Origin of the sequence: Bacillus sp. ChL18 (assembly GCF_026241425.1) — a bacterium.
Lineage (GTDB): Bacteria > Bacillota > Bacilli > Bacillales > Bacillaceae > Bacillus > Bacillus velezensis.
In genome coordinates, this window is sequence record NZ_JAPHWE010000001.1 from 1 (window position 1) to 18,101 (window position 18,101).

The following is an 18,101-nucleotide window of genomic DNA, read 5'->3' on the forward strand; positions in this document are numbered from 1 at the left end:
CCTGAAAGATGATCAGGTTGATAGGTCTGAGGTGGAAGTGTGGCGACACATGGAGCTGACAGATACTAATCGATCGAGGACTTAACCAATTTGAATGTATGCTTACTGTTATCTAGTTTTGAGAGAACACTCTCAATGGTTTGGTGGCGATAGCGAAGAGGTCACACCCGTTCCCATGCCGAACACGGAAGTTAAGCTCTTCAGCGCCGATGGTAGTCGGGGGTTTCCCCCTGTGAGAGTAGGACGCCGCCAAGCCATTACACGTAAGTGTAATATATGGAGGATTAGCTCAGCTGGGAGAGCATCTGCCTTACAAGCAGAGGGTCGGCGGTTCGAGCCCGTCATCCTCCACCATTCCTATCATACATAAGTTGGCGTATTAAGCCGGTGTAGCTCAATTGGTAGAGCAACTGACTTGTAATCAGTAGGTTGGGGGTTCAAGTCCTCTTGCCGGCACCACCTTTATATGTTATACTATATAAGTCTCTTGTAATAAGAGCCATTAGCTCAGTTGGTAGAGCATCTGACTTTTAATCAGAGGGTCGAAGGTTCGAGTCCTTCATGGCTCACCATGTTTTTCTTGCGGATGTGGCGGAATTGGCAGACGCGCTAGAATCAGGCTCTAGTGTCTTTACAGACGTGGGGGTTCAAGTCCCTTCATCCGCATTGCCAAACGCGGAAGTAGTTCAGTGGTAGAACATCACCTTGCCAAGGTGGGGGTCGCGGGTTCGAATCCCGTCTTCCGCTCCAACTATACTATACCATCCATGCCGGGGTGGTGGAATTGGCAGACACACAGGACTTAAAATCCTGCGGTAGGTGACTACCGTGCCGGTTCAAGTCCGGCCCTCGGCACTTATTGTTGCGCCCGTAGCTCAATTGGATAGAGCGTTTGACTACGGATCAAAAGGTTAGGGGTTCGACTCCTCTCGGGCGCGCCATACATACTTTTGAAAACGGGAAGTAGCTCAGCTTGGTAGAGCACATGGTTTGGGACCATGGGGTCGCAGGTTCGAATCCTGTCTTCCCGACCATTTTGGGGCCTTAGCTCAGCTGGGAGAGCGCCTGCTTTGCACGCAGGAGGTCAGCGGTTCGATCCCGCTAGGCTCCACTTGATTTTAATTGTTTTTTGGCGGTGTAGCTCAGCTGGCTAGAGCGTACGGTTCATACCCGTGAGGTCGGGGGTTCGATCCCCTCCGCCGCTACCATTGGACCTTTAGCTCAGTTGGTTAGAGCAGACGGCTCATAACCGTCCGGTCGTAGGTTCGAGTCCTACAAGGTCCACCACTTATACGGAGGAATACCCAAGTCTGGCTGAAGGGATCGGTCTTGAAAACCGACAGGGGTGTCAAAGCCCGCGGGGGTTCGAATCCCTCTTCCTCCGCCATATCTAATTTAATTATCATCGCGGGGTGGAGCAGTTCGGTAGCTCGTCGGGCTCATAACCCGAAGGTCGCAGGTTCAAATCCTGCCCCCGCAACCAAAAAATGGTCCGGTAGTTCAGTTGGTTAGAATGCCTGCCTGTCACGCAGGAGGTCGCGGGTTCGAGTCCCGTCCGGACCGCCATTTATAAAAAGGCTCGGTAGCTCAGTTGGTAGAGCAACGGACTGAAAATCCGTGTGTCGGCGGTTCGATTCCGTCCCGAGCCACCATTTAATTTAATATTGTTTTGGCGGTTGTGGCGAAGTGGTTAACGCACCAGATTGTGGCTCTGGCACTCGTGGGTTCGATTCCCATCAATCGCCCCAAACAACATGCGGGTGTAGTTTAGTGGTAAAACCTCAGCCTTCCAAGCTGATGTCGTGGGTTCGATTCCCATCACCCGCTCCATTTTTATATTGTCATGGGCCTGTAGCTCAGCTGGTTAGAGCGCACGCCTGATAAGCGTGAGGTCGGTGGTTCGAGTCCACTCAGGCCCACCATGATGATTTTTCCACAGTAGCTCAGTGGTAGAGCTATCGGCTGTTAACCGATCGGTCGCAGGTTCGAATCCTGCCTGTGGAGCCATACGGAGAAGTACTCAAGTGGCTGAAGAGGCGCCCCTGCTAAGGGTGTAGGTCGTGTAAGCGGCGCGAGGGTTCAAATCCCTCCTTCTCCGCCATAAGGCCCGTTGGTCAAGCGGTTAAGACACCGCCCTTTCACGGCGGTAACACGGGTTCGAATCCCGTACGGGTCATTAAAAAAACCTTGCATAGTATGCAAGGTTTTTTCTTATGCGTTCATAGCGTAAATGGTAAAAGACAGGTATGTGGCAAAAGCGCTCCATAATAAATAAGGAACCAGAAGCCAGGCTGAAGCTTTACTGTATTTACCGGCAATGAGCAACAGAATGAGTGTTGTCACCGCCACAAGCAGGCAATCGATAGATGCAGCAAGCAAATTTTTCTGTGTGAATTGAAAATAGCTGAACCCTTGATTCACGATATAATTGATGAGAAGCATCACCCAAAAAGCTTTGGATTCTGAACATGAAAACTTTGCGTATATCAAGGCTGCTGAGAGCGAAATAAGCGCAAACAAAACCGCCCATATGATGCCGATCACTGATCTGCTCGGCGTCCAGTCAGGTTTTTGCAGCGCGTCGTACCATTCCCGGTCGATGGGAAAGAGAAACCCCGCTAAAGAAAACAAGACATATGTAATGATAAATACAATAATCGCACCGATATACTTCTTTTTCATTTGTTCCCTCCGCCATTCAATGTCAATATATTAGTTCCCTTTTTTGGAAAGATAAACCTTTTGAAAGGTTCATGCACCATTAAGTGTATGAGTTTTCAGTGTGAAAATGCAGCAAACCATTTATTTGTATTCAAAAACCCCGGCAGGCCGGGGTTTTAATCAGCATGAAGATCGCCAAAGGTCGTCATTATTCCTTCTTCGTCCAGTTCCTGTTCATATTTTTCGTGTGCTTTGCTTGGATACACGGAAATGTTTTTTCCGGTAATATCTGTCGCGATAAAGTTTTCATAATCCTCAGCATAGCCGATGTTTTCTTCAGAGTTCATTGTCATATCCCCATAGCTGAGCGGCGGATCCTCTAAATCCTGAGGCGTTTCTGAGCTTCCGTATTCCTCAACATCCTGATAAGCATCTTCACTATCGTAAGCCGCCCGGATTGATTCATCATCATCAAATTCAAACTGTCCGAACGGTGTTTCCTCTTCAATCGGCCTGTCTTTGGAAACAGCATCCTGCGACGAATATTCCGCCAATGTCGTAGCCGTCGGCAGAGCTTCGAGTCTGTCATAAGGAATGTCCTTGCCGCTGACTTCACATGTGCCGTATGTGCCGTTTTCAATTTGTTTCAGAGAGTAATCAATGTCGCGAAGGTGCTCCCGTTCATGGTCGAGCAGAGCCAGGTCTTTTTCCCGCTCGTATAATTCGGTCGCCTGATCGCCGGGATGATTGTCATAGGAAGACAATTCGCCGGATGACTGATACGGGAATTCATCAGTTAACTGAAATTGGTCATTTTCTTTAAAGCGGCTTAAAATATCATGTCTGGCTTCTTCCAATTCTTTTTTTAAGTGTGTGATCTGTTCGTTTGTAAGCACATCAATCCCTCGTTTCTATGTGATGCTTACTGTTAGTATGAACGCTTTTGCGCAGAAAAATGGTGGATAAAAATAGTCATTTTCCCATGAGGAAGTAAAAGGATACAGTGATTGCCGAGAGTGGGGAAAGAAAATTCAAGTTTGTTTCTTTATTCATTTGCGCAAAAAGGTTTATAATAAGAAATGCAGGCATTTTGTCGTGCTCAAATCTGTGTGTTTGACACAAAGTCATCACAGGTGTATTGTATTAAAAGCATTTAACGGATTATGGAGGAATGTCTCATGGTGACAACGGTGCAGCATACGTTCCGAGAGGAAGCAGATCATGCATTACATAAAGCCAAACAAGTCAACCATGCTGTCTTATTGAGCTATTCAAGACGTATTGCGTCTTTAGACCCTCTATCATTTTTCAAAGACGGAGCAAAAAAATATAAAGGCAAACGATTTTTTTGGTCAGAACCCGGTAGTGAATTAACAATAGTCGGTCTTGGCACAGAAGCGCTGTTCCAATCGAATGAAAAAAATGGAAAGCGTTATCACGACGTTTTTGAACAATGGGAGCGCTTTAAAAAGACGGCTTTTCATATTCATGAAGAAGAGGCGGCGCATACCGCGGTCGGCCCTGTCTTATTCGGCGGTTTTTCATTTAATCCCGCTGAAGAGAGAGGAGACGAATGGAACGGGTTCGAAGAAGGACTGTTCTTTATCCCCTCACTCATGCTGACAAAGACGGCAGATGGTGATTATTTAACCGTCAATCAATGGGCGGCAGACGATAATCAGGCAGAAGATACGCTGAAACGTCTGAAATCTTTTTCGGAAGCTTTTTCAGTTTCTTCAATCGAGTATGAAGAATATCCTGTTTTAACAAAAGCGGAAGAACTTGATGTGGAAAACTGGCTTGAAGCCATTAAAACAGCAACAAATGATATGAAAGCAAATCAATATGATAAAGTCGTGCTGGCAAGGGAAGTCGTTTTGTCATATGATGGGCCTATTCCGACAGAGAGCGTTGTCCGCAAGCTTTTGACGGACCAAACGACAAGCTATGTTTTTGCGATTGAGCAGGGAGATAAATGCTTTGTCGGCGCTTCACCGGAACGGCTGATCAAAAAATCCGGCAAAGACGTTATGTCCACCTGTCTGGCAGGTTCAATTAAGCGCGGAGAAAATCAACAAGAAGATGACCGCCTCGGCAAAGAGCTGCTGCATGACGAAAAAAATCTCGCGGAACATGATTTTGTGGTTCAGATGATACACGATTCTTTCTTGTCGAGCTGCAGCGATGTGAAAAAGCCTGCAGGTCCGCAATTATATAAAACAAAAAGTGTTCAGCATCTATATACACCGATCACAGGCCATCTTAAAACGTCCGCTTCGCTGTTTGATTTAATTGAAAAGCTGCACCCCACACCGGCATTGGGCGGAGCTCCCCAGCAGAAAGCTGTTGAAGTTATCGCTGATATTGAACCGATGACACGCGGATGGTACGCGGCTCCGATCGGCTGGATGGACGGCAGGGAAAACGGAGAATTTGTCGTGGCTATCCGATCAGGGCTGATTGAAGGCAAAAGTGCGCGGCTTTTCGCAGGATGCGGCATTGTTGAAGATTCAGATCCGCAATCAGAATATGAAGAAACACAAATTAAACTAAAGCCGATGATCTCTGCTTTAGGAGGTGAAAGGCTTTGACAAACCCGATTACACATTATATCGGAAGCTTTATTGATGAATTCGCTCTATCGGGTGTCACCGACGCGGTTGTTTGCCCGGGATCGAGGTCAACTCCCTTGGCGGTTTTGGCGGCGGCCCACCCGGATATTCAAGTCCATATACAGATTGATGAACGATCCGCAGGTTTTTTCGCACTCGGTCTTGCAAAAGCCCGCCAGCGTCCGGTCATGCTGATTTGTACATCAGGAACGGCAGCGGCTAACTTCTATCCGGCCGTGATTGAAGCTCATTATTCAAGAGTGCCGCTTATTGTCCTGACTGCAGATCGGCCCCATGAATTGAGGGAAGTGGGGGCGCCTCAGGCGATTAACCAGCATTTTCTGTTCGGTAACTTTGTTAAGTTTTTCACAGACTCGGCTCTGCCTGAGGAAAATCCTCAAATGCTGAGCTATATCAGAACATTGGCCGGCAGAGCCGTAAGTGAAGCCGGGAAGCTCCCGATGGGGCCAGTCCATATCAATGTGCCGCTCAGAGAGCCTTTGATGCCGGATTTATCAGCCGGACCTTTTGAAAGAATGAGAAAGGGGCGGCACGTCTCAGTCACAACAGGGATTCAGTCAGCTGATCAAGATTCTCTCTATCATATTACAGAGCGTCTTGCGGGTACCGAAAAAGGTATGATCGTCTGCGGCGAAATTCACGGTGAAGCAGAAAAGCAGCAAATCATCGCGCTTGCCGAGATGCTTCAGTTCCCGATTTTAGCTGACCCGCTTTCAAACCTCCGAAACGGGGAGCATGATAAGACGCTGATTATTGATGCTTATGACTCGTTTTTAAAAGATGAAGAAATAAAAGAGGCGCTGCGCCCGGACGCTGTGATCCGCTTCGGCCCGATGCCGGTTTCGAAACCGCTCTTTTTATGGCTCAGAGATGATCCTGCCATTGAGCAGTTTATCGTCGATGAAGACGGAGGATGGAGAGATCCCACCCAGGCCGGCGCGCATATGATTCATTGCCATCCGTCTGTGTTTTTGGAAGCGGTCCGTTCAGCTGAAACCGGAAAACGGCCGTCCGGATGGCTTGAGAAATGGCAGTTTGTCAATGAGCGGTTCCGGAGTCATTTACAGGCCGCGAGCATGGATGATTTATCATTTGAAGGAAATGTATATCGTCAGCTTCAGCACCTTGTCCCTGAAGGCAGTTCGATTTTTGTCGGAAACAGCATGCCGATTCGCGACGTGGATACGTTCTTTGAAAAACAAGATCGTTCCTTCCGTGTTTATGCCAACCGCGGCGCTAACGGCATTGACGGAGTTGTCTCCTCGGCTATGGGACTGTGTGAGGGTACAAAAGCTCCTGTCACGCTTGTAATTGGAGATTTATCGTTTTACCATGATTTAAACGGGCTGTTAGCGGCTAAAAAACTTGGAATTCCGCTTACGGTTATTTTAATAAACAATGATGGCGGCGGGATTTTCTCGTTTTTGCCGCAGGCATCTGATAAGACTCATTTTGAAGAACTGTTCGGTACGCCGACGGGCCTTGATTTCCGGCATGCCGCCGCACTGTACGGCGGGACGTATACTTGCCCTGAGACATGGGAAGCATTTAAGGATGCGTATCAGCCGCAGGCGGACAAGCCCGGACTTCATATAATCGAGCTGAAAACAGATCGGACATCAAGAGTTCAATTCCATCGCGATCTGCTGCAGGCCGCAGTGCGGGAAGTGAAAAAAGAATGGAAACTGTAACTGTTAAAACGGCCGACGGCGTGTGCTATCGGGCGGCTGATAGCGGACACGAATCGTTTGAAGCTATTGTTTGTCTGCATGGATTTACGGGCAGCAAAGAATCATGGATGTTTTTACGCGGCATGTTTCCCGGCGAACGAATGGTGATGATTGACTGCCTGGGTCACGGGGAGACAGACGCGCCTGTGCAAGCGGCAAGGTATAGTACGAGCCGGCAGGTTGCGGACCTTGCCGCCGTTTTTGATCAATTAAAACTTCACAAAGTGAAACTTATTGGTTATTCTATGGGGGGGAGACTTGCGTATTCCTTTGCACAGGCATTTCCGCATCGGGTGTCAGCGCTTGTTTTGGAAAGTACAACCCCGGGCCTGAGCACGCTTCAGGAACGCAAGAAGCGGATTCAGTCAGACCGGAAGCTTGCTGACTTTATATTGCGGGAAGGTATAACATCGTTTGTCGATTATTGGGAGAGCATTCCGTTGTTTGCCACGCAGCTTTCTCTGCCGGACAGCGTAAAGGCATCCATCCGTGCCGGCAGGCTGAAAAATAATCCGTCCGGACTTGCAGGCAGCCTGCTCGGAATGGGGACGGGCTCACAGCCTTCCTGGTGGGAGGCATTACACCGCATCAAGGCGCCCGTCCTGCTCATATGCGGTGAATGGGATGAAAAGTTTTGCGCTATTAATCAAAAGGTGCATAACCTGCTCCCATCAAGTAAAATAGAGGTTGTCAAACAGGCGGGGCACACGGTACATGTGGAACAGCCGCGAATTTTTGGTAAGATAGTAAGTGAGTTTTTATACGGCTTGTAAAGCATAAAGAAAATAGCTTTTCGGCCGGACTCAGGCAAAAATGAAGGAGGTCATATCAATGGCTGCAGAATGGAAAAGTGAACGTCAGTACGATGAAATCCTGTACGAGACGTATAACGGTATTGCAAAAATAACAATTAACCGCCCGGAGGTACATAACGCATTTACTCCTAAGACGGTATCAGAAATGATTGACGCGTTTGCTTGTGCGCGTGATGATTCCAATATTGGTGTCATCGTTCTTGCGGGAGCGGGAGATAAAGCATTCTGTTCAGGCGGAGACCAAAAAGTCCGCGGTCACGGCGGATATGTCGGAGATGATCAGATCCCGCGTCTGAATGTGCTTGATCTTCAGCGTTTGATCCGTGTTATTCCTAAACCGGTCGTAGCGATGGTATCAGGCTATGCCATCGGCGGAGGCCATGTGCTTCATATCGTCTGTGATTTAACGATTGCGGCCGATAATGCGATTTTCGGCCAAACCGGACCGAAAGTGGGAAGCTTTGACGCAGGTTACGGCTCAGGTTACCTGGCGCGTATCGTCGGACATAAGAAAGCCCGTGAAATCTGGTACCTGTGCCGTCAATACAACGCGCAGGAAGCGCTCGACATGGGGCTTGTCAATACGGTTGTCCCATTAGAGAAACTTGAAGAGGAAACAATTAAATGGTGTGAAGAAATGCTTGAGAAAAGCCCTACAGCCCTTCGTTTCCTTAAAGCGGCATTTAACGCAGATACAGACGGCCTCGCCGGAATTCAGCAATTTGCAGGAGATGCAACGCTTCTTTATTACACGACTGACGAAGCGAAAGAAGGCCGCGATTCCTTTAAAGAGAAACGCAGTCCCGATTTCGGTCAATTCCCTCGTTTTCCGTGATCAGATGACACTACGAAACAGCTTGAGCCGCTCTGGTCCAAGCTGTTTTCTTTTCAAAAAAAGTACTTTTACCTCGGAGATGATAACATGCTGACAGAACAGCCGAATTGGCTCATTCAAAGGGCTCAGCTGACACCAGAGAGAATCGCTCTCATATTTGAAAACAAACAGATGACATTCAGAGAATTATATCATGCTTCTAAACAAATGGCCGCGCGGCTGTCCAAATACTGCTCGCTTAAAAAAGGAGACCGTGCCGCGATTTTGCTTTCTAACAGACCGGAAATGGTTTATGCCGTTCACGCCTGCTTCTTATTAGGGGCGGAAGTTGTGCTGTTGAATACGAAACTCTCAAAACAGGAACGGTTGTTTCAGCTCGAAGATTCACAGGCAAAGCTTTTATTGACGGAGGACGGTTTTTGCCGCGAAGAATATGAATCTGCGGTCGCCGCCGCGGACGTGGACGAGCTGCAGGCTGAAGAGGCGGGTGACATTGAACCTGAAGCTTATGTAACGCTTGATGATACGGCGACTCTTATGTATACGTCAGGAACAACGGGAAGGCCGAAGGGGGTGCAGCAGACTTTCGGTAATCATTATTCCAGCGCTGTATCGTCTGCGCTGAATCTGGGGGTCACGGAGCGGGACCGCTGGCTTATTGCGCTGCCGCTGTTTCATATCAGCGGTCTGTCTGCGCTGTTTAAGTCGGTCATTTACGGCATGCCTGTCGTGCTTCATCAAAAATTTTCTGTCACTGATGTGCTGGACAGCATCAGCTCCCATCAGGTCACGATCATTTCAGCGGTGCAGACCATGCTTTCGGGCCTGCTTGCGGAAACAGAACAATGTCCTGAATCACTGCGCTGCATTCTGCTTGGCGGGGGTCCGGCACCGCTGCCGCTCCTTGAAGAATGCCGCAGGAAACAATTTCCGGTATTCCAATCTTACGGCTTGACTGAAACCTGCTCACAGATTGTCACGCTTTCTCCGGAATTCAGTATGGACAAGCTCGGCTCGGCCGGTAAACCGCTGTTTTCATGCGAAATTAGAATTGAAAAAGACGGAAACCCTTGTGCGCCGTTTGAACACGGTGAAATTACGGTGAAAGGCCCGAATGTAATGAAAGGGTATTACCATCGTGACGACGCAAACCAGGCCGCTTTTCATAATGGATGGTTTAAAACGGGCGATCTTGGCTATTTGGATGATGAAGGGTTTTTATACGTGCTGGACAGGCGGTCGGACCTCATTATTTCAGGCGGAGAAAATATCTACCCGGCAGAAGTGGAAGCGGCGCTGCTTGCCCATCCGGCTGTAGCGGAGGCCGGTGTTTCGGGAGCCGAAGATCCGAAGTGGGGGAAAGTGCCGCATGCTTTTCTCGTGCTGACTTCTTCTGTCAGTTCTGAGGAGCTGACCGCCTTTTGTCGTAAGCGGCTTGCAAAATATAAAATACCGGCTGCTTTTTTCGAGGTTGACGGGCTCCCGCGGAACGCGTCCAATAAACTGATGAGGCATCGGCTGAATGAGCTTCGTAAAGGAGAATTGTCATGATTAAGATTGAAAAAATCACCCTTTATCATGTAAGTATGAGGCTGAAAAAACCGTTTAAAACAAGTATTGAAACGCTGCAGGACCGTAAATTTTTGATCGTGGAAGCGATCGATGAAACCGGGAGAACCGGCTGGGGGGAGGTATCGGCGTTTTCTTCTCCGTGGTATACAGAAGAAACGATTCAGACATGCGCGCATATGCTGAGAGATTTTTTCATCCCAAATATCGTAGGCCGCGAGTTTTTCCATCCGTCAGAAGTGCCTGACAGTCTCGCGCGTTTCAAAGGAAACCGCATGGCAAAAGCGGGGCTTGAATCAGCCGTGTGGGATCTATATGCCAAGAAAAAGGGGATATCTCTCGCAGAAGCCTTAGGGGGCAAAAGAGATAAAGTGCCCGCCGGCGTGGCGGTGGGTCTGGCTTCGGCTGATGAGATGCTTCGGGAAATTGAGCAATACGTAAAAGAAGGTTATCAACGTATAAAAATAAAAATTCAGCCCGGCCATGACGTTGATCTGATCAGAGTCATCCGCAGCCGTTTTCCGAACGTACCGCTGATGGCGGATGCCAACTCGGCATATGAACTGAAAGACATCAGCAGGCTGAAAGAGTTGGATGAATTCCAGCTCATGATGATAGAACAGCCGCTTCAGGCAGATGATATTGTCGATCACCGCCACCTGCAGAAACACTTGAGAACCGCGGTATGCCTCGATGAAAGCATATGCTCATATGATGACGCGAGGCGGGCGATTGAGCTTGGGAGCTGTAAAATCATTAACATAAAACCGGCGCGTGTAGGAGGCCTGACAGAGGCTTTAAAAATACATGACTTATGCAGAGAGCATCACATGCCGGTTTGGTGCGGCGGAATGTTTGAAACCGGCATTTCGAGAGCGCAGACAGTCGCGCTTGCTTCGCTGCCGCAATTTACGATACCGGGTGATATCTCCTCATCAGACCGATACTGGGAGGAGGATATTGTCACTCCCGACATACGTATTGAAGAGGGATTCATCTCTGTTCCGGACGGTCCCGGACTGGGTGTCGAAGTCAATCAGGAAATAATGAGAAAATACGTCACCCAAATGGACGTTTTTACGACAAACAACTGATAAAAAGACATTTCAGCGAGTTGAGCTGCCTGTATGCTGCTGTTATATTGAAACTGTTCATCATCACCCCTTCCCCCGTTTGAACCGGCTGTATCAGCCGGTTTTTTTAATAGGCGAATGCGATGATTTTTTTATTCTTCAAACAGCGCGCAGGTGTTGCTTTCTGGCTGGGGCCAAGATGTACATCTTGATAAAAAATTATGTGCTTGTCATGAATGCTATTGTACCGTCTGCCGCCGCATATATTTGCCGACGAACCGCCTTTCTGCCATGCTTCTCATCCGCCCGGTTTTCTCCGGCTCAGGGGCTGATTTCAAAAAGGCTTGCGGCGCGGAAATGAAAAAGAGCTGTATAAAACAGCTCTTTACTTTTATAAATCATGCGGTTTAAAGGTTTTGCAATCCGTTTCTTCACTTTTTTCAGCGGTTTCGCCTGTATGGCTGACCACATATATAGCGTCGGCCGTGCATTTGTTTCCCCTGCCCCAATATGAACAGTTATTGACTTCACACAGAATTTTTTGGTCCATGCTGGCTCCCCTCCAAGATAAAAGGTACGCCATTAGTATGAGCCGCCCTGATTTTTGTTATTCCTCCTGGCGGATATAACGTCTGTCTTTCATAAAGAGCTTCCAGAAGAAATAAAACCCGGGAAACAAAATGATGAAAGCGACGATATACGTCATAAACAGCGCCCTGAAGGTTGCCGGCTCCGTAAATCCTGACATGACCGTAATATCCGGATAAATCATATAAGGAAGATGCGCCCGTCCGTATGCATAGCTTGCCAGAAAGTATTGAAGCGCAATGGCGATCATGGCGATTCTCGGTTTGCCGAGGTTGCGGCCGAAGTGCTTATTCGGCAAAAACAGAGCCGCGCCGGCAATGATAAATGTAATGACAGACAGAATGAGCCATGTCTTGTCTTTCATCATCCCCGTATACAGCCAGCCGGCTTCAGAGCGTAATGTCAGCATAATGAAGAAGGCAAAAAGAAGCGACAGCGGCCCTGTTATTAAAGAGCTCCGTCTGTAGATGCGGTACGCATGGTCCTCTTCCGCAACATTTGAAAAATCGGCCAGAAGCAGTGAAGATAAAAATAAAGTGCTTAAAATGGCAAAGCCGATAAACGCATACGCATTAAGGCTTGTAAAGACATTTGCCAAATTCAGGTGATACACGCCGCCCGTCTTATCAATAAATCCTCCGTGTGTGACCGGAAGGACCAAAATCAGCACAGCGGGAATAATGAAGCCTGAAATTCCGGAGATATATCTCATGATTTTTCTTTCCTTCGCCGTATTGGAGAAGACGAGAAAGCCGCTGCGGATGGCTAAAAGCAGCAAAATAATACTCCCCGGGATCAATAAAACGGTTCCCAGCACGAAGGTTGCCCCTGGAAAGAAGCTGAATAGGGCGACAACGATTGCGACGATAAAGACGTTGGTCACTTCCCATGTCGGGGACAAATAACGGTTGGCGATGTTTGTCGCCTTTGTTTGTTCTCTATTTAAATAAATCATCGACCAAAAGCCGGCTCCGAAGTCCATCGTTGCCATGACCGCGTAGATAAACACGAAGCCCCATACGATTGATATCGCAATGAGAGCATCCATGGTAATGTCCATTTCAATTCAGCCCTTTCTATTGTTAGGATTCCGCCGCTTTTACATCCTCCTCAACGGGATGTTTGCGGAAATAATAAAGCAGCACATAAATGACTGCGGCTGCCAAAATGGCGTAAACCACTGTAAACAGGATGAACAGCAAACCGATTGAACCGGTTGTCGTGACGACATCAGACGTTTTCAGGAGATGGTAAATCACCCATGGCTGCCGCCCCGTACAAGCGAATATCCACCCGAATTCAATTCCGATCAGACTGAGCGGTCCTGCGGTTAAAAATAAAATCAAAAGCCAAGTCGGAAAGCTGTCTTTCTTTAAAATTTTTCTCCACACGATGCCGATGATTGAGTACAAAATGAGCAGCATTCCGATGCCGACCATTCCGTTAAACAGTGTATGGATGAATAAAGGCGGCCACTCGTCTTTCGGAAACGCGTTCAATCCTTTGACGACGGTATCAAAGCTGTTTGCAGCCAAAAAGCTTAAAGCCCACGGCACTTCTATCGCCCATTTTACTTTTTCTTCTTTTGCATCAGTAAAACCCCCGATCGCAAGCGGAGCGTGTGATCTAGTTTCAAACAGCCCTTCTGCGCCCGCAAGCTTCTCAGGCTGGTATTCGTAAAGAAGCTGGGCTGACTCGTGACCGTTTAAAGAGGCAATAATGGAGAATATCCCGCCGATCGTTAAGGCGAGCAGCAGCGCTTTTCGGTGAAAGCGGTATACCTGCTCCTGTTTTCTCGTTCTCAGCATTTTATAAGCCGCAACTGACGCAACGATAAATGCACCGGTCATGAAAGCCGTCAGTACGACATGGCCCGCGGTGGTGAAAAAGCTTGGATTAAAAAACGCTGCCCAAGGTTCGACGTCAGTGATTTTGCCGTTTAAAATTTTAAAGCCGGCCGGCGTTCCTTCAAATGCGTGAACATTTGTGATTAAGACGGCGGATGCCGCGGCGCCGATCAAAACGAAAATAACGGCAATGATGCGCATCGCCGGAGTCAGCCGGTCAGCGGCGTAGACATAAATGGACATAAACAGCGCTTCGATAAAGAAAGCATAAATTTCAATCTGAAACGGGAGGGACATCACCCTGCCGATGACTTCCATGAATCCGGGCCACAAAAGGGCAAGCTGTGTACCCGCGATCGTTCCGGTCGGTATCGCCACGCCGAGCAGAACAGCCTGCGCCTTCGTCCACCTTTTCGCCATAATGGCATAATGCGGATCTTTTGTTTTTTGATAAATCAATTCAGCCATTAAAATCATCAGAGGCAAGCCGACACCAAGCGTCGCAAAAATAATATGAAAGCCCATGGTTGTCCCGAACAGGCTTCTGGCTAACACTAAATCATCCACGATCATAAACCGCCTTTCTAAATTACCGTTTTATGTAATGTGGTTATATTATTTGCTGAAGCGATTAGATTATTCTTCCGATTCCATATATGTGCAGGGTTTAGAAATCAAGGGATCGGGGCATATATGATTGACAAGAGGGTATTTAAGGTTTAAAATAAAACGTAATTATTACGATTTGAGAAAGGGAGATCAGCATGAAAAAAAATATTCATCCGGATAACCATCAGGTGATTTTTCAAGATGTGAACAGCGGCTATCGCTTTTTAAGCCATTCTACGAAAAAAACAGAGGAAACGGCAGAGTGGGAAGACGGAAAAACATACCCGCTGATTAAAGTAGAGGTCAGCTCAGATACGCATCCGTTTTATACAGGCCGCCAAAAATTCAACGAAAAAGGCGGGAGAGTCGAACAGTTCAACAAAAAATACAATATGGGGAAATAAGACAAGCCCAATGGGGCTTGTCTTATTTATTGAGCACTTTGTCATCCGTGCGGGGAGTGACGAAATGACCCGTCTTATGTTATATTGTGAATAAAAAAGCAGAAAGGAAACACCAAGATGAGTCTTCTAAACGATATCATGCAATTTAATGAGCAGTTCACTAAAAACAAAGATTATGAAAAATACCAAACATCTAAATTCCCAGATAAAAAAATGGCGATTTTGTCCTGTATGGACACACGTCTTGTAGAATTGCTTCCGCATGCGATGAACATGCGAAACGGCGATGTGAAAATTATTAAAAGTGCCGGCGCGCTTGTCGCCCACCCGTTCGGAAGTATCATGCGCAGCCTTTTAGTGGCCGTATACGAATTAAACGCCGATGAAGTCTGCGTTATCGGCCACCATGATTGCGGCATGAGCAAAATCAACAGCGAGGATATGCTCGATAAAATTATCGACCGCGGTATTCCGAAAGAGCGGATTGACATGCTGAAGCACTCAGGAGTTGATCTTGATCAATGGCTGAAAAGCTTTGATTCAGTAGAAGCGAGTGTTACAGACAGCGTAAACGTCATTAAACACCATCCGCTATTCCCTGACAATGTGCCGGTGCACGGTCTGGTGATTGATCCTGAAACCGGTAAACTTGATCTGGTGATCGACGGCTACCAGCATATGGACTAATGTTTTTCTTTTTTGTCCGGTACGGGATCAACACCGCCCGGATGAAAAGGGTGGCACTTTAAAATCCGCTTCAGTGTCAGCCATCCGCCTTTTAATGCGCCGTGAGTCTTGACGGCTTCGATTCCGTACTGCGAACACGTCGGATAAAAGCGGCATGACGGCGGCGTCAGCGGAGAGATGAACTTCTGGTATCCGCGGATTAAAGCAATCATTATGGTTTTCATCAAAAAACCACCTTTCTGATGCTAGTATAGAAAAAAAATTTCAGATTGAAAAGCTTCCGCCACAATTCTTATCGGAAAACTGTGTTATAATGGATGCATATTCTGAAAAAAAGGGAGTGCCATTATGCCTTCAGTAGAAAGTTTTGAGCTTGACCATAATGCGGTTGTGGCTCCGTATGTAAGACATTGCGGAGTGCATAAAGTCGGAACAGACGGCGTCGTGAATAAGTTTGACATTCGCTTCTGCCAGCCGAACAAACAGGCGATGAAGCCGGATACGATTCATACGCTTGAGCACTTGCTTGCGTTTACGATTCGCACACATTCTGAGAAATACGATCACTTCGACATCATAGATATCTCACCGATGGGCTGCCAGACAGGCTATTATCTTGTTGTCAGCGGCGAGCCGACAGCGGAAGAAATTGTAGACCTGCTTGACGCTACGCTGAAAGAAGCCATCGATATTACGGAGATTCCGGCGGCCAACGAAAAACAGTGCGGCCAGGCGAAACTTCATGATTTAGAAGGCGCGAAACGTCTGATGCGTTTCTGGCTGTCACAAGATAAAGAAGATTTGCTGAAAGTTTTCGGATAAAAAACAGGCCTTTTTGCTGACATGCAAAAAGGCTTTTTTACATATTTCTAAAAAATGTCACACCTTATGTGTAAGCGTTTGCTAAAATAGAAGCAAACATAAAGGAGTGATGGGATGAAACGGGCTGTATTGGCAGGTATGTGCGGTATGGTATTTCTATTATCTTCCTGCGGGGGCAATTCGGACAAAACCTCCGCGGATGAGGAGCCTAAAGCGCTTGAGGTCAAGCTTACAGGACCGGAAACGGCAGCACCGCATGAAAAAGCGGAATACAAGGCGGAGGTTTTTTACGGCGGCAAGCGTGTCACGGATGCGGATGAAGTCATGTTTGAAGTATGGAAAGAAGGAAAAAAAGGCAGCAGCAAAACAAGCAAGGCCAAGGAGGAAAAAGGGGCGTATCACCTGCGGACTGAATTTGATGAAGAGGGTGTGTATACCGTTCAATCCCACGTAACGGCAAAACAGCAGCATAATATGCCGACTGTAAAAGTGCGTGTCGGGGATGCTGAAGCTGCCGATGATTCCTCCGGCCATGAGGAACAGACGCATCATCATTAAGGATTTTTTTTATCCGTCAAGCCTTTTGATGCGTCCTCCGGCGGGTCAATCGTATGTTTTACATTATAAGCTCTTACAGTCGACCAGATGGATAAAAGCAGCACGGCGAGCACGATAAGAAAGCCGAAGCTCAGAAGAAGCAGCATGAAATCCCTCCTTTTTAACAAATCATAACATATTTTCCATCCATAAAATCAAGGGCTGAAAATTTATGTTTTAACACACGATATATAGGGTATATCAATAGTAAACCAAAGGAGGAAGATAGGCATGTCAGAAAAACTATTGGATGCAGTCAATAAGCAAGTTGCAAACTGGACGGTCATGTATGTGAAATTACATAACTATCATTGGTACGTCAAAGGGAAGGACTTTTTCACATTGCATGAAAAGTTCGAGGAGCTGTATAACGAAACGGCTACATATATTGATGATCTGGCAGAACGTCTGCTGGCATTAAACGGCAAGCCGATCGGCACAATGACGGAATCATTGAAGACAGCGTCTGTAAAAGAAGCGGAAGGCAATGAGAGCGCAGAACAAATGGTACAGAACATTTATGATGATTTCACTGTCATTGCGGAAGAGCTGAAAAGCGGCATGGACCTCGCAGATGAGGTAGGAGACGAAACGACCGGTGATATGCTGCTTGCCATTCACCAGAATATCGAAAAACATAACTGGATGCTGAAAGCGTATTTAGGATAAATCAACAAGGGAAGACCGGGGCTATAAAGCACTCGGTCTTTTATTTGGCTGCCGAAGAGAGGTGTTGTCCATTTTTCTGAAAAATCCAGTCCGTTCCATTCACTTTTCATAGAATAATGTAAGGCCGTTTCTGTGAAAGGATGTTGGATCAAGTGGGCAAAGACTTTGGCATCTTTTCGTTTTTTGCAGTGATCGTGTCGGCAGCGGGGTTTTTCTTCGGAGGTTTTCAGTATTCGTTTCTGATTTTGCTATCGGTCATGGCGATTGAGTTTATCAGTACAAGCTTAAAAGAATCTCTTTTGCAGCAGCTGAGCGCAAGAAAGCTTTTTGCGCGGCTGGTCAAAAAAATCGTGACCCTGGCGTTAGTCTCAGTTTGCCATTTTTTTGACCAGCTGCTTCATACCGAAGGCGCCATCCGTAATTTGGCTATCATGTTTTATATCTTATACGAATCAGTTCAGGTCGTGATTACGGCAAGCTCGTTGGGCATACCGGTTCCGCAGGTGCTCGTCGACCTATTGGATACCCTGAAAAATAAATTCAAGCGCAAACCGTAACATTT

Annotated in this window: 19 protein-coding genes, 21 tRNA genes and 2 rRNA genes; 35 read left to right on the plus strand and 7 right to left on the minus strand. The window is 47.2% G+C overall.

Annotated features, from left to right (window positions below; translation table 11 throughout):
- From OQ477_RS00005 to OQ477_RS00115, 23 genes are all read left to right on the plus strand, one after another.
- Positions 1-89 (plus strand): 23S ribosomal RNA (locus OQ477_RS00005); the annotation flags it as partial.
- 50 nt (positions 90-139) lie between these two features.
- Positions 140-255, plus strand: a 5S ribosomal RNA gene (gene rrf / locus OQ477_RS00010).
- Positions 256-278: 23 nt separating this feature from the next.
- A tRNA-Val gene (locus OQ477_RS00015) sits at positions 279-354 on the plus strand.
- 29 nt (positions 355-383) lie between these two features.
- Positions 384-459 (plus strand) — tRNA-Thr (locus tag OQ477_RS00020).
- 37 nt (positions 460-496) lie between these two features.
- Positions 497-572, plus strand: a tRNA-Lys gene (locus OQ477_RS00025).
- Between the two features lie 10 nt (positions 573-582).
- Positions 583-666: transfer RNA gene (locus tag OQ477_RS00030), tRNA-Leu, on the plus strand.
- A gap of 9 nt (positions 667-675) precedes the next feature.
- A tRNA-Gly gene (locus OQ477_RS00035) sits at positions 676-750 on the plus strand.
- Positions 751-769: 19 nt separating this feature from the next.
- Positions 770-855, plus strand: a tRNA-Leu gene (locus OQ477_RS00040).
- Positions 856-864: 9 nt separating this feature from the next.
- A tRNA-Arg gene (locus tag OQ477_RS00045) sits at positions 865-941 on the plus strand.
- Positions 942-957: 16 nt separating this feature from the next.
- Positions 958-1,034, plus strand: a tRNA-Pro gene (locus tag OQ477_RS00050).
- A gap of 4 nt (positions 1,035-1,038) precedes the next feature.
- Positions 1,039-1,111, plus strand: a tRNA-Ala gene (locus OQ477_RS00055).
- 20 nt (positions 1,112-1,131) lie between these two features.
- Positions 1,132-1,208, plus strand: a tRNA-Met gene (locus tag OQ477_RS00060).
- 2 nt (positions 1,209-1,210) lie between these two features.
- A tRNA-Ile gene (locus OQ477_RS00065) sits at positions 1,211-1,287 on the plus strand.
- Between the two features lie 7 nt (positions 1,288-1,294).
- A tRNA-Ser gene (locus tag OQ477_RS00070) sits at positions 1,295-1,387 on the plus strand.
- A 19-nt stretch (positions 1,388-1,406) separates the two neighbouring features.
- Positions 1,407-1,483: transfer RNA gene (locus OQ477_RS00075), tRNA-Met, on the plus strand.
- 6 nt (positions 1,484-1,489) lie between these two features.
- Positions 1,490-1,566: transfer RNA gene (locus tag OQ477_RS00080), tRNA-Asp, on the plus strand.
- A gap of 10 nt (positions 1,567-1,576) precedes the next feature.
- A tRNA-Phe gene (locus tag OQ477_RS00085) sits at positions 1,577-1,652 on the plus strand.
- Positions 1,653-1,672: 20 nt separating this feature from the next.
- Positions 1,673-1,748 (plus strand) — tRNA-His (locus OQ477_RS00090).
- Between the two features lie 8 nt (positions 1,749-1,756).
- A tRNA-Gly gene (locus OQ477_RS00095) sits at positions 1,757-1,830 on the plus strand.
- A 15-nt stretch (positions 1,831-1,845) separates the two neighbouring features.
- Positions 1,846-1,922 (plus strand) — tRNA-Ile (locus OQ477_RS00100).
- Between the two features lie 10 nt (positions 1,923-1,932).
- Positions 1,933-2,007 (plus strand) — tRNA-Asn (locus OQ477_RS00105).
- A gap of 3 nt (positions 2,008-2,010) precedes the next feature.
- Positions 2,011-2,101: transfer RNA gene (locus OQ477_RS00110), tRNA-Ser, on the plus strand.
- 3 nt (positions 2,102-2,104) lie between these two features.
- Positions 2,105-2,176 (plus strand) — tRNA-Glu (locus tag OQ477_RS00115).
- A gap of 35 nt (positions 2,177-2,211) precedes the next feature.
- Here the strand turns inward: OQ477_RS00115 and OQ477_RS00120 are convergent.
- Together OQ477_RS00120 and OQ477_RS00125 are read right to left on the minus strand one after the other, a co-directional pair.
- On the minus strand, positions 2,212-2,682 hold the full coding sequence (locus OQ477_RS00120) for a TspO/MBR family protein (RefSeq protein WP_265971022.1): 471 nt from the start codon (positions 2,680-2,682) through the stop codon (positions 2,212-2,214).
- Between the two features lie 155 nt (positions 2,683-2,837).
- Positions 2,838-3,557, minus strand: coding sequence for a TraR/DksA C4-type zinc finger protein (locus OQ477_RS00125; RefSeq protein ID WP_265971023.1), 720 nt, complete (start codon positions 3,555-3,557; stop codon positions 2,838-2,840).
- A 282-nt stretch (positions 3,558-3,839) separates the two neighbouring features.
- Between OQ477_RS00125 and OQ477_RS00130 the strand changes: the two genes are divergently transcribed.
- The 6 genes from OQ477_RS00130 (at position 3,840) to menC (ending at position 11,337) form a co-directional block, all read left to right on the plus strand.
- On the plus strand, positions 3,840-5,252 hold the full coding sequence (locus OQ477_RS00130; protein WP_265971025.1) for an isochorismate synthase: 1,413 nt from the start codon (positions 3,840-3,842) through the stop codon (positions 5,250-5,252).
- On the plus strand, positions 5,249-6,985 hold the full coding sequence (gene menD / locus OQ477_RS00135) for a 2-succinyl-5-enolpyruvyl-6-hydroxy-3-cyclohexene-1-carboxylic-acid synthase (RefSeq protein WP_265971027.1): 1,737 nt from the start codon (positions 5,249-5,251) through the stop codon (positions 6,983-6,985). The genes OQ477_RS00130 and menD overlap by 4 nt, the downstream gene beginning before the upstream one ends.
- The gene (menH, locus tag OQ477_RS00140; protein ID WP_265971029.1) at positions 6,973-7,797 is read left to right on the plus strand and encodes a 2-succinyl-6-hydroxy-2,4-cyclohexadiene-1-carboxylate synthase; all 825 of its coding nucleotides are present in this window, start codon (positions 6,973-6,975) and stop codon (positions 7,795-7,797) included. The genes menD and menH overlap by 13 nt, the downstream gene beginning before the upstream one ends.
- 58 nt (positions 7,798-7,855) lie before the next feature.
- Entirely contained in the window at positions 7,856-8,674 is an 819-nt protein-coding gene (menB, locus tag OQ477_RS00145; protein ID WP_003152221.1) for a 1,4-dihydroxy-2-naphthoyl-CoA synthase, read from the plus strand.
- A gap of 87 nt (positions 8,675-8,761) precedes the next feature.
- Positions 8,762-10,225, plus strand: coding sequence for an o-succinylbenzoate--CoA ligase (locus OQ477_RS00150; protein ID WP_265971031.1), 1,464 nt, complete (start codon positions 8,762-8,764; stop codon positions 10,223-10,225).
- Complete coding sequence (menC, locus tag OQ477_RS00155; protein WP_105937410.1) at positions 10,222-11,337, plus strand: o-succinylbenzoate synthase; 1,116 nt, start codon at positions 10,222-10,224, stop codon at positions 11,335-11,337. Before OQ477_RS00150 ends, menC begins: the two co-directional genes overlap by 4 nt.
- A 370-nt stretch (positions 11,338-11,707) precedes the next feature.
- Here the strand turns inward: menC and OQ477_RS00160 are convergent, their stop codons facing one another.
- From OQ477_RS00160 to OQ477_RS00170, 3 genes are read right to left on the minus strand one after another with little or no spacing between them, the layout of a single operon-like run.
- Positions 11,708-11,866, minus strand: coding sequence for a DUF1540 domain-containing protein (locus OQ477_RS00160; RefSeq protein WP_007408842.1), 159 nt, complete (start codon positions 11,864-11,866; stop codon positions 11,708-11,710).
- A gap of 57 nt (positions 11,867-11,923) precedes the next feature.
- Positions 11,924-12,964, minus strand: a complete 1,041-nt coding sequence (locus OQ477_RS00165) for a cytochrome d ubiquinol oxidase subunit II (protein WP_265971033.1) — start codon at positions 12,962-12,964, stop codon at positions 11,924-11,926.
- Positions 12,965-12,986: 22 nt separating this feature from the next.
- Positions 12,987-14,318, minus strand: coding sequence for a cytochrome ubiquinol oxidase subunit I (locus OQ477_RS00170; RefSeq protein ID WP_003152226.1), 1,332 nt, complete (start codon positions 14,316-14,318; stop codon positions 12,987-12,989).
- A gap of 197 nt (positions 14,319-14,515) precedes the next feature.
- Between OQ477_RS00170 and OQ477_RS00175 the strand changes: the two genes are divergently transcribed.
- Both OQ477_RS00175 and OQ477_RS00180 read left to right on the plus strand, forming a co-directional pair.
- Entirely contained in the window at positions 14,516-14,764 is a 249-nt protein-coding gene (locus OQ477_RS00175; RefSeq protein ID WP_265971035.1) for a type B 50S ribosomal protein L31, read from the plus strand.
- Between the two features lie 117 nt (positions 14,765-14,881).
- A complete protein-coding gene (locus tag OQ477_RS00180) occupies positions 14,882-15,451 on the plus strand; it encodes a beta-class carbonic anhydrase (protein WP_003152233.1) in 570 nt (189 codons plus the stop codon).
- Here OQ477_RS00180 and yidD read toward each other — a convergent pair.
- Entirely contained in the window at positions 15,448-15,675 is a 228-nt protein-coding gene (yidD, locus tag OQ477_RS00185) for a membrane protein insertion efficiency factor YidD (RefSeq protein ID WP_007613292.1), read from the minus strand. The two genes, OQ477_RS00180 and yidD, sit on opposite strands and share 4 nt — an antisense overlap.
- 124 nt (positions 15,676-15,799) lie before the next feature.
- Here yidD and OQ477_RS00190 point away from each other — a divergent pair, with 124 nt between their 5' ends.
- Both OQ477_RS00190 and OQ477_RS00195 read left to right on the plus strand, forming a co-directional pair.
- Positions 15,800-16,273: an S-ribosylhomocysteine lyase gene (locus OQ477_RS00190; protein ID WP_003152237.1), complete on the plus strand. Its 474-nt coding sequence runs from the start codon at positions 15,800-15,802 to the stop codon at positions 16,271-16,273.
- A 114-nt stretch (positions 16,274-16,387) separates the two neighbouring features.
- Positions 16,388-16,831 (plus strand): FixH family protein, encoded by a 444-nt coding sequence (locus tag OQ477_RS00195; RefSeq protein WP_014418701.1) that lies wholly within the window; start codon positions 16,388-16,390, stop codon positions 16,829-16,831.
- Here OQ477_RS00195 and ytzI read toward each other — a convergent pair.
- Entirely contained in the window at positions 16,828-16,977 is a 150-nt protein-coding gene (gene ytzI, locus OQ477_RS00200) for a YtzI protein (protein ID WP_007408836.1), read from the minus strand. The genes OQ477_RS00195 and ytzI overlap by 4 nt on opposite strands.
- Before the next feature lie 124 nt (positions 16,978-17,101).
- On the opposite strand from ytzI, the gene OQ477_RS00205 reads away from it, so the two are divergent.
- Both OQ477_RS00205 and OQ477_RS00210 read left to right on the plus strand, forming a co-directional pair.
- Positions 17,102-17,539, plus strand: a complete 438-nt coding sequence (locus tag OQ477_RS00205; RefSeq protein WP_007408835.1) for a Dps family protein — start codon at positions 17,102-17,104, stop codon at positions 17,537-17,539.
- A 152-nt stretch (positions 17,540-17,691) separates the two neighbouring features.
- Positions 17,692-18,096, plus strand: coding sequence for a phage holin family protein (locus OQ477_RS00210; protein WP_174532443.1), 405 nt, complete (start codon positions 17,692-17,694; stop codon positions 18,094-18,096).
- Positions 18,097-18,101 lie beyond the last annotated feature (5 nt).

Bases quoted from the DNA above. Each gene is read 5' to 3' on its own strand.
- OQ477_RS00120 (WP_265971022.1), bottom strand. From the start codon at position 2,682: ATGAAAAAGAAGTATATCGGTGCGATTATTGTATTTATCATTACATAT.
- OQ477_RS00130 (WP_265971025.1), top strand. From the start codon at position 3,840: ATGGTGACAACGGTGCAGCATACGTTCCGAGAGGAAGCAGATCATGCA.
- menH (WP_265971029.1), top strand. From the start codon at position 6,973: ATGGAAACTGTAACTGTTAAAACGGCCGACGGCGTGTGCTATCGGGCG.
- menB (WP_003152221.1), top strand. From the start codon at position 7,856: ATGGCTGCAGAATGGAAAAGTGAACGTCAGTACGATGAAATCCTGTAC.
- OQ477_RS00150 (WP_265971031.1), top strand. From the start codon at position 8,762: ATGCTGACAGAACAGCCGAATTGGCTCATTCAAAGGGCTCAGCTGACA.
- menC (WP_105937410.1), top strand. From the start codon at position 10,222: ATGATTAAGATTGAAAAAATCACCCTTTATCATGTAAGTATGAGGCTG.
- OQ477_RS00160 (WP_007408842.1), bottom strand. From the start codon at position 11,866: ATGGACCAAAAAATTCTGTGTGAAGTCAATAACTGTTCATATTGGGGC.
- OQ477_RS00165 (WP_265971033.1), bottom strand. From the start codon at position 12,964: ATGGACATTACCATGGATGCTCTCATTGCGATATCAATCGTATGGGGC.
- OQ477_RS00175 (WP_265971035.1), top strand. From the start codon at position 14,516: ATGAAAAAAAATATTCATCCGGATAACCATCAGGTGATTTTTCAAGAT.
- OQ477_RS00180 (WP_003152233.1), top strand. From the start codon at position 14,882: ATGAGTCTTCTAAACGATATCATGCAATTTAATGAGCAGTTCACTAAA.
- yidD (WP_007613292.1), bottom strand. From the start codon at position 15,675: ATGAAAACCATAATGATTGCTTTAATCCGCGGATACCAGAAGTTCATC.
- OQ477_RS00190 (WP_003152237.1), top strand. From the start codon at position 15,800: ATGCCTTCAGTAGAAAGTTTTGAGCTTGACCATAATGCGGTTGTGGCT.
- OQ477_RS00195 (WP_014418701.1), top strand. From the start codon at position 16,388: ATGAAACGGGCTGTATTGGCAGGTATGTGCGGTATGGTATTTCTATTA.
- ytzI (WP_007408836.1), bottom strand. From the start codon at position 16,977: ATGCTGCTTCTTCTGAGCTTCGGCTTTCTTATCGTGCTCGCCGTGCTG.
- OQ477_RS00205 (WP_007408835.1), top strand. From the start codon at position 17,102: ATGTCAGAAAAACTATTGGATGCAGTCAATAAGCAAGTTGCAAACTGG.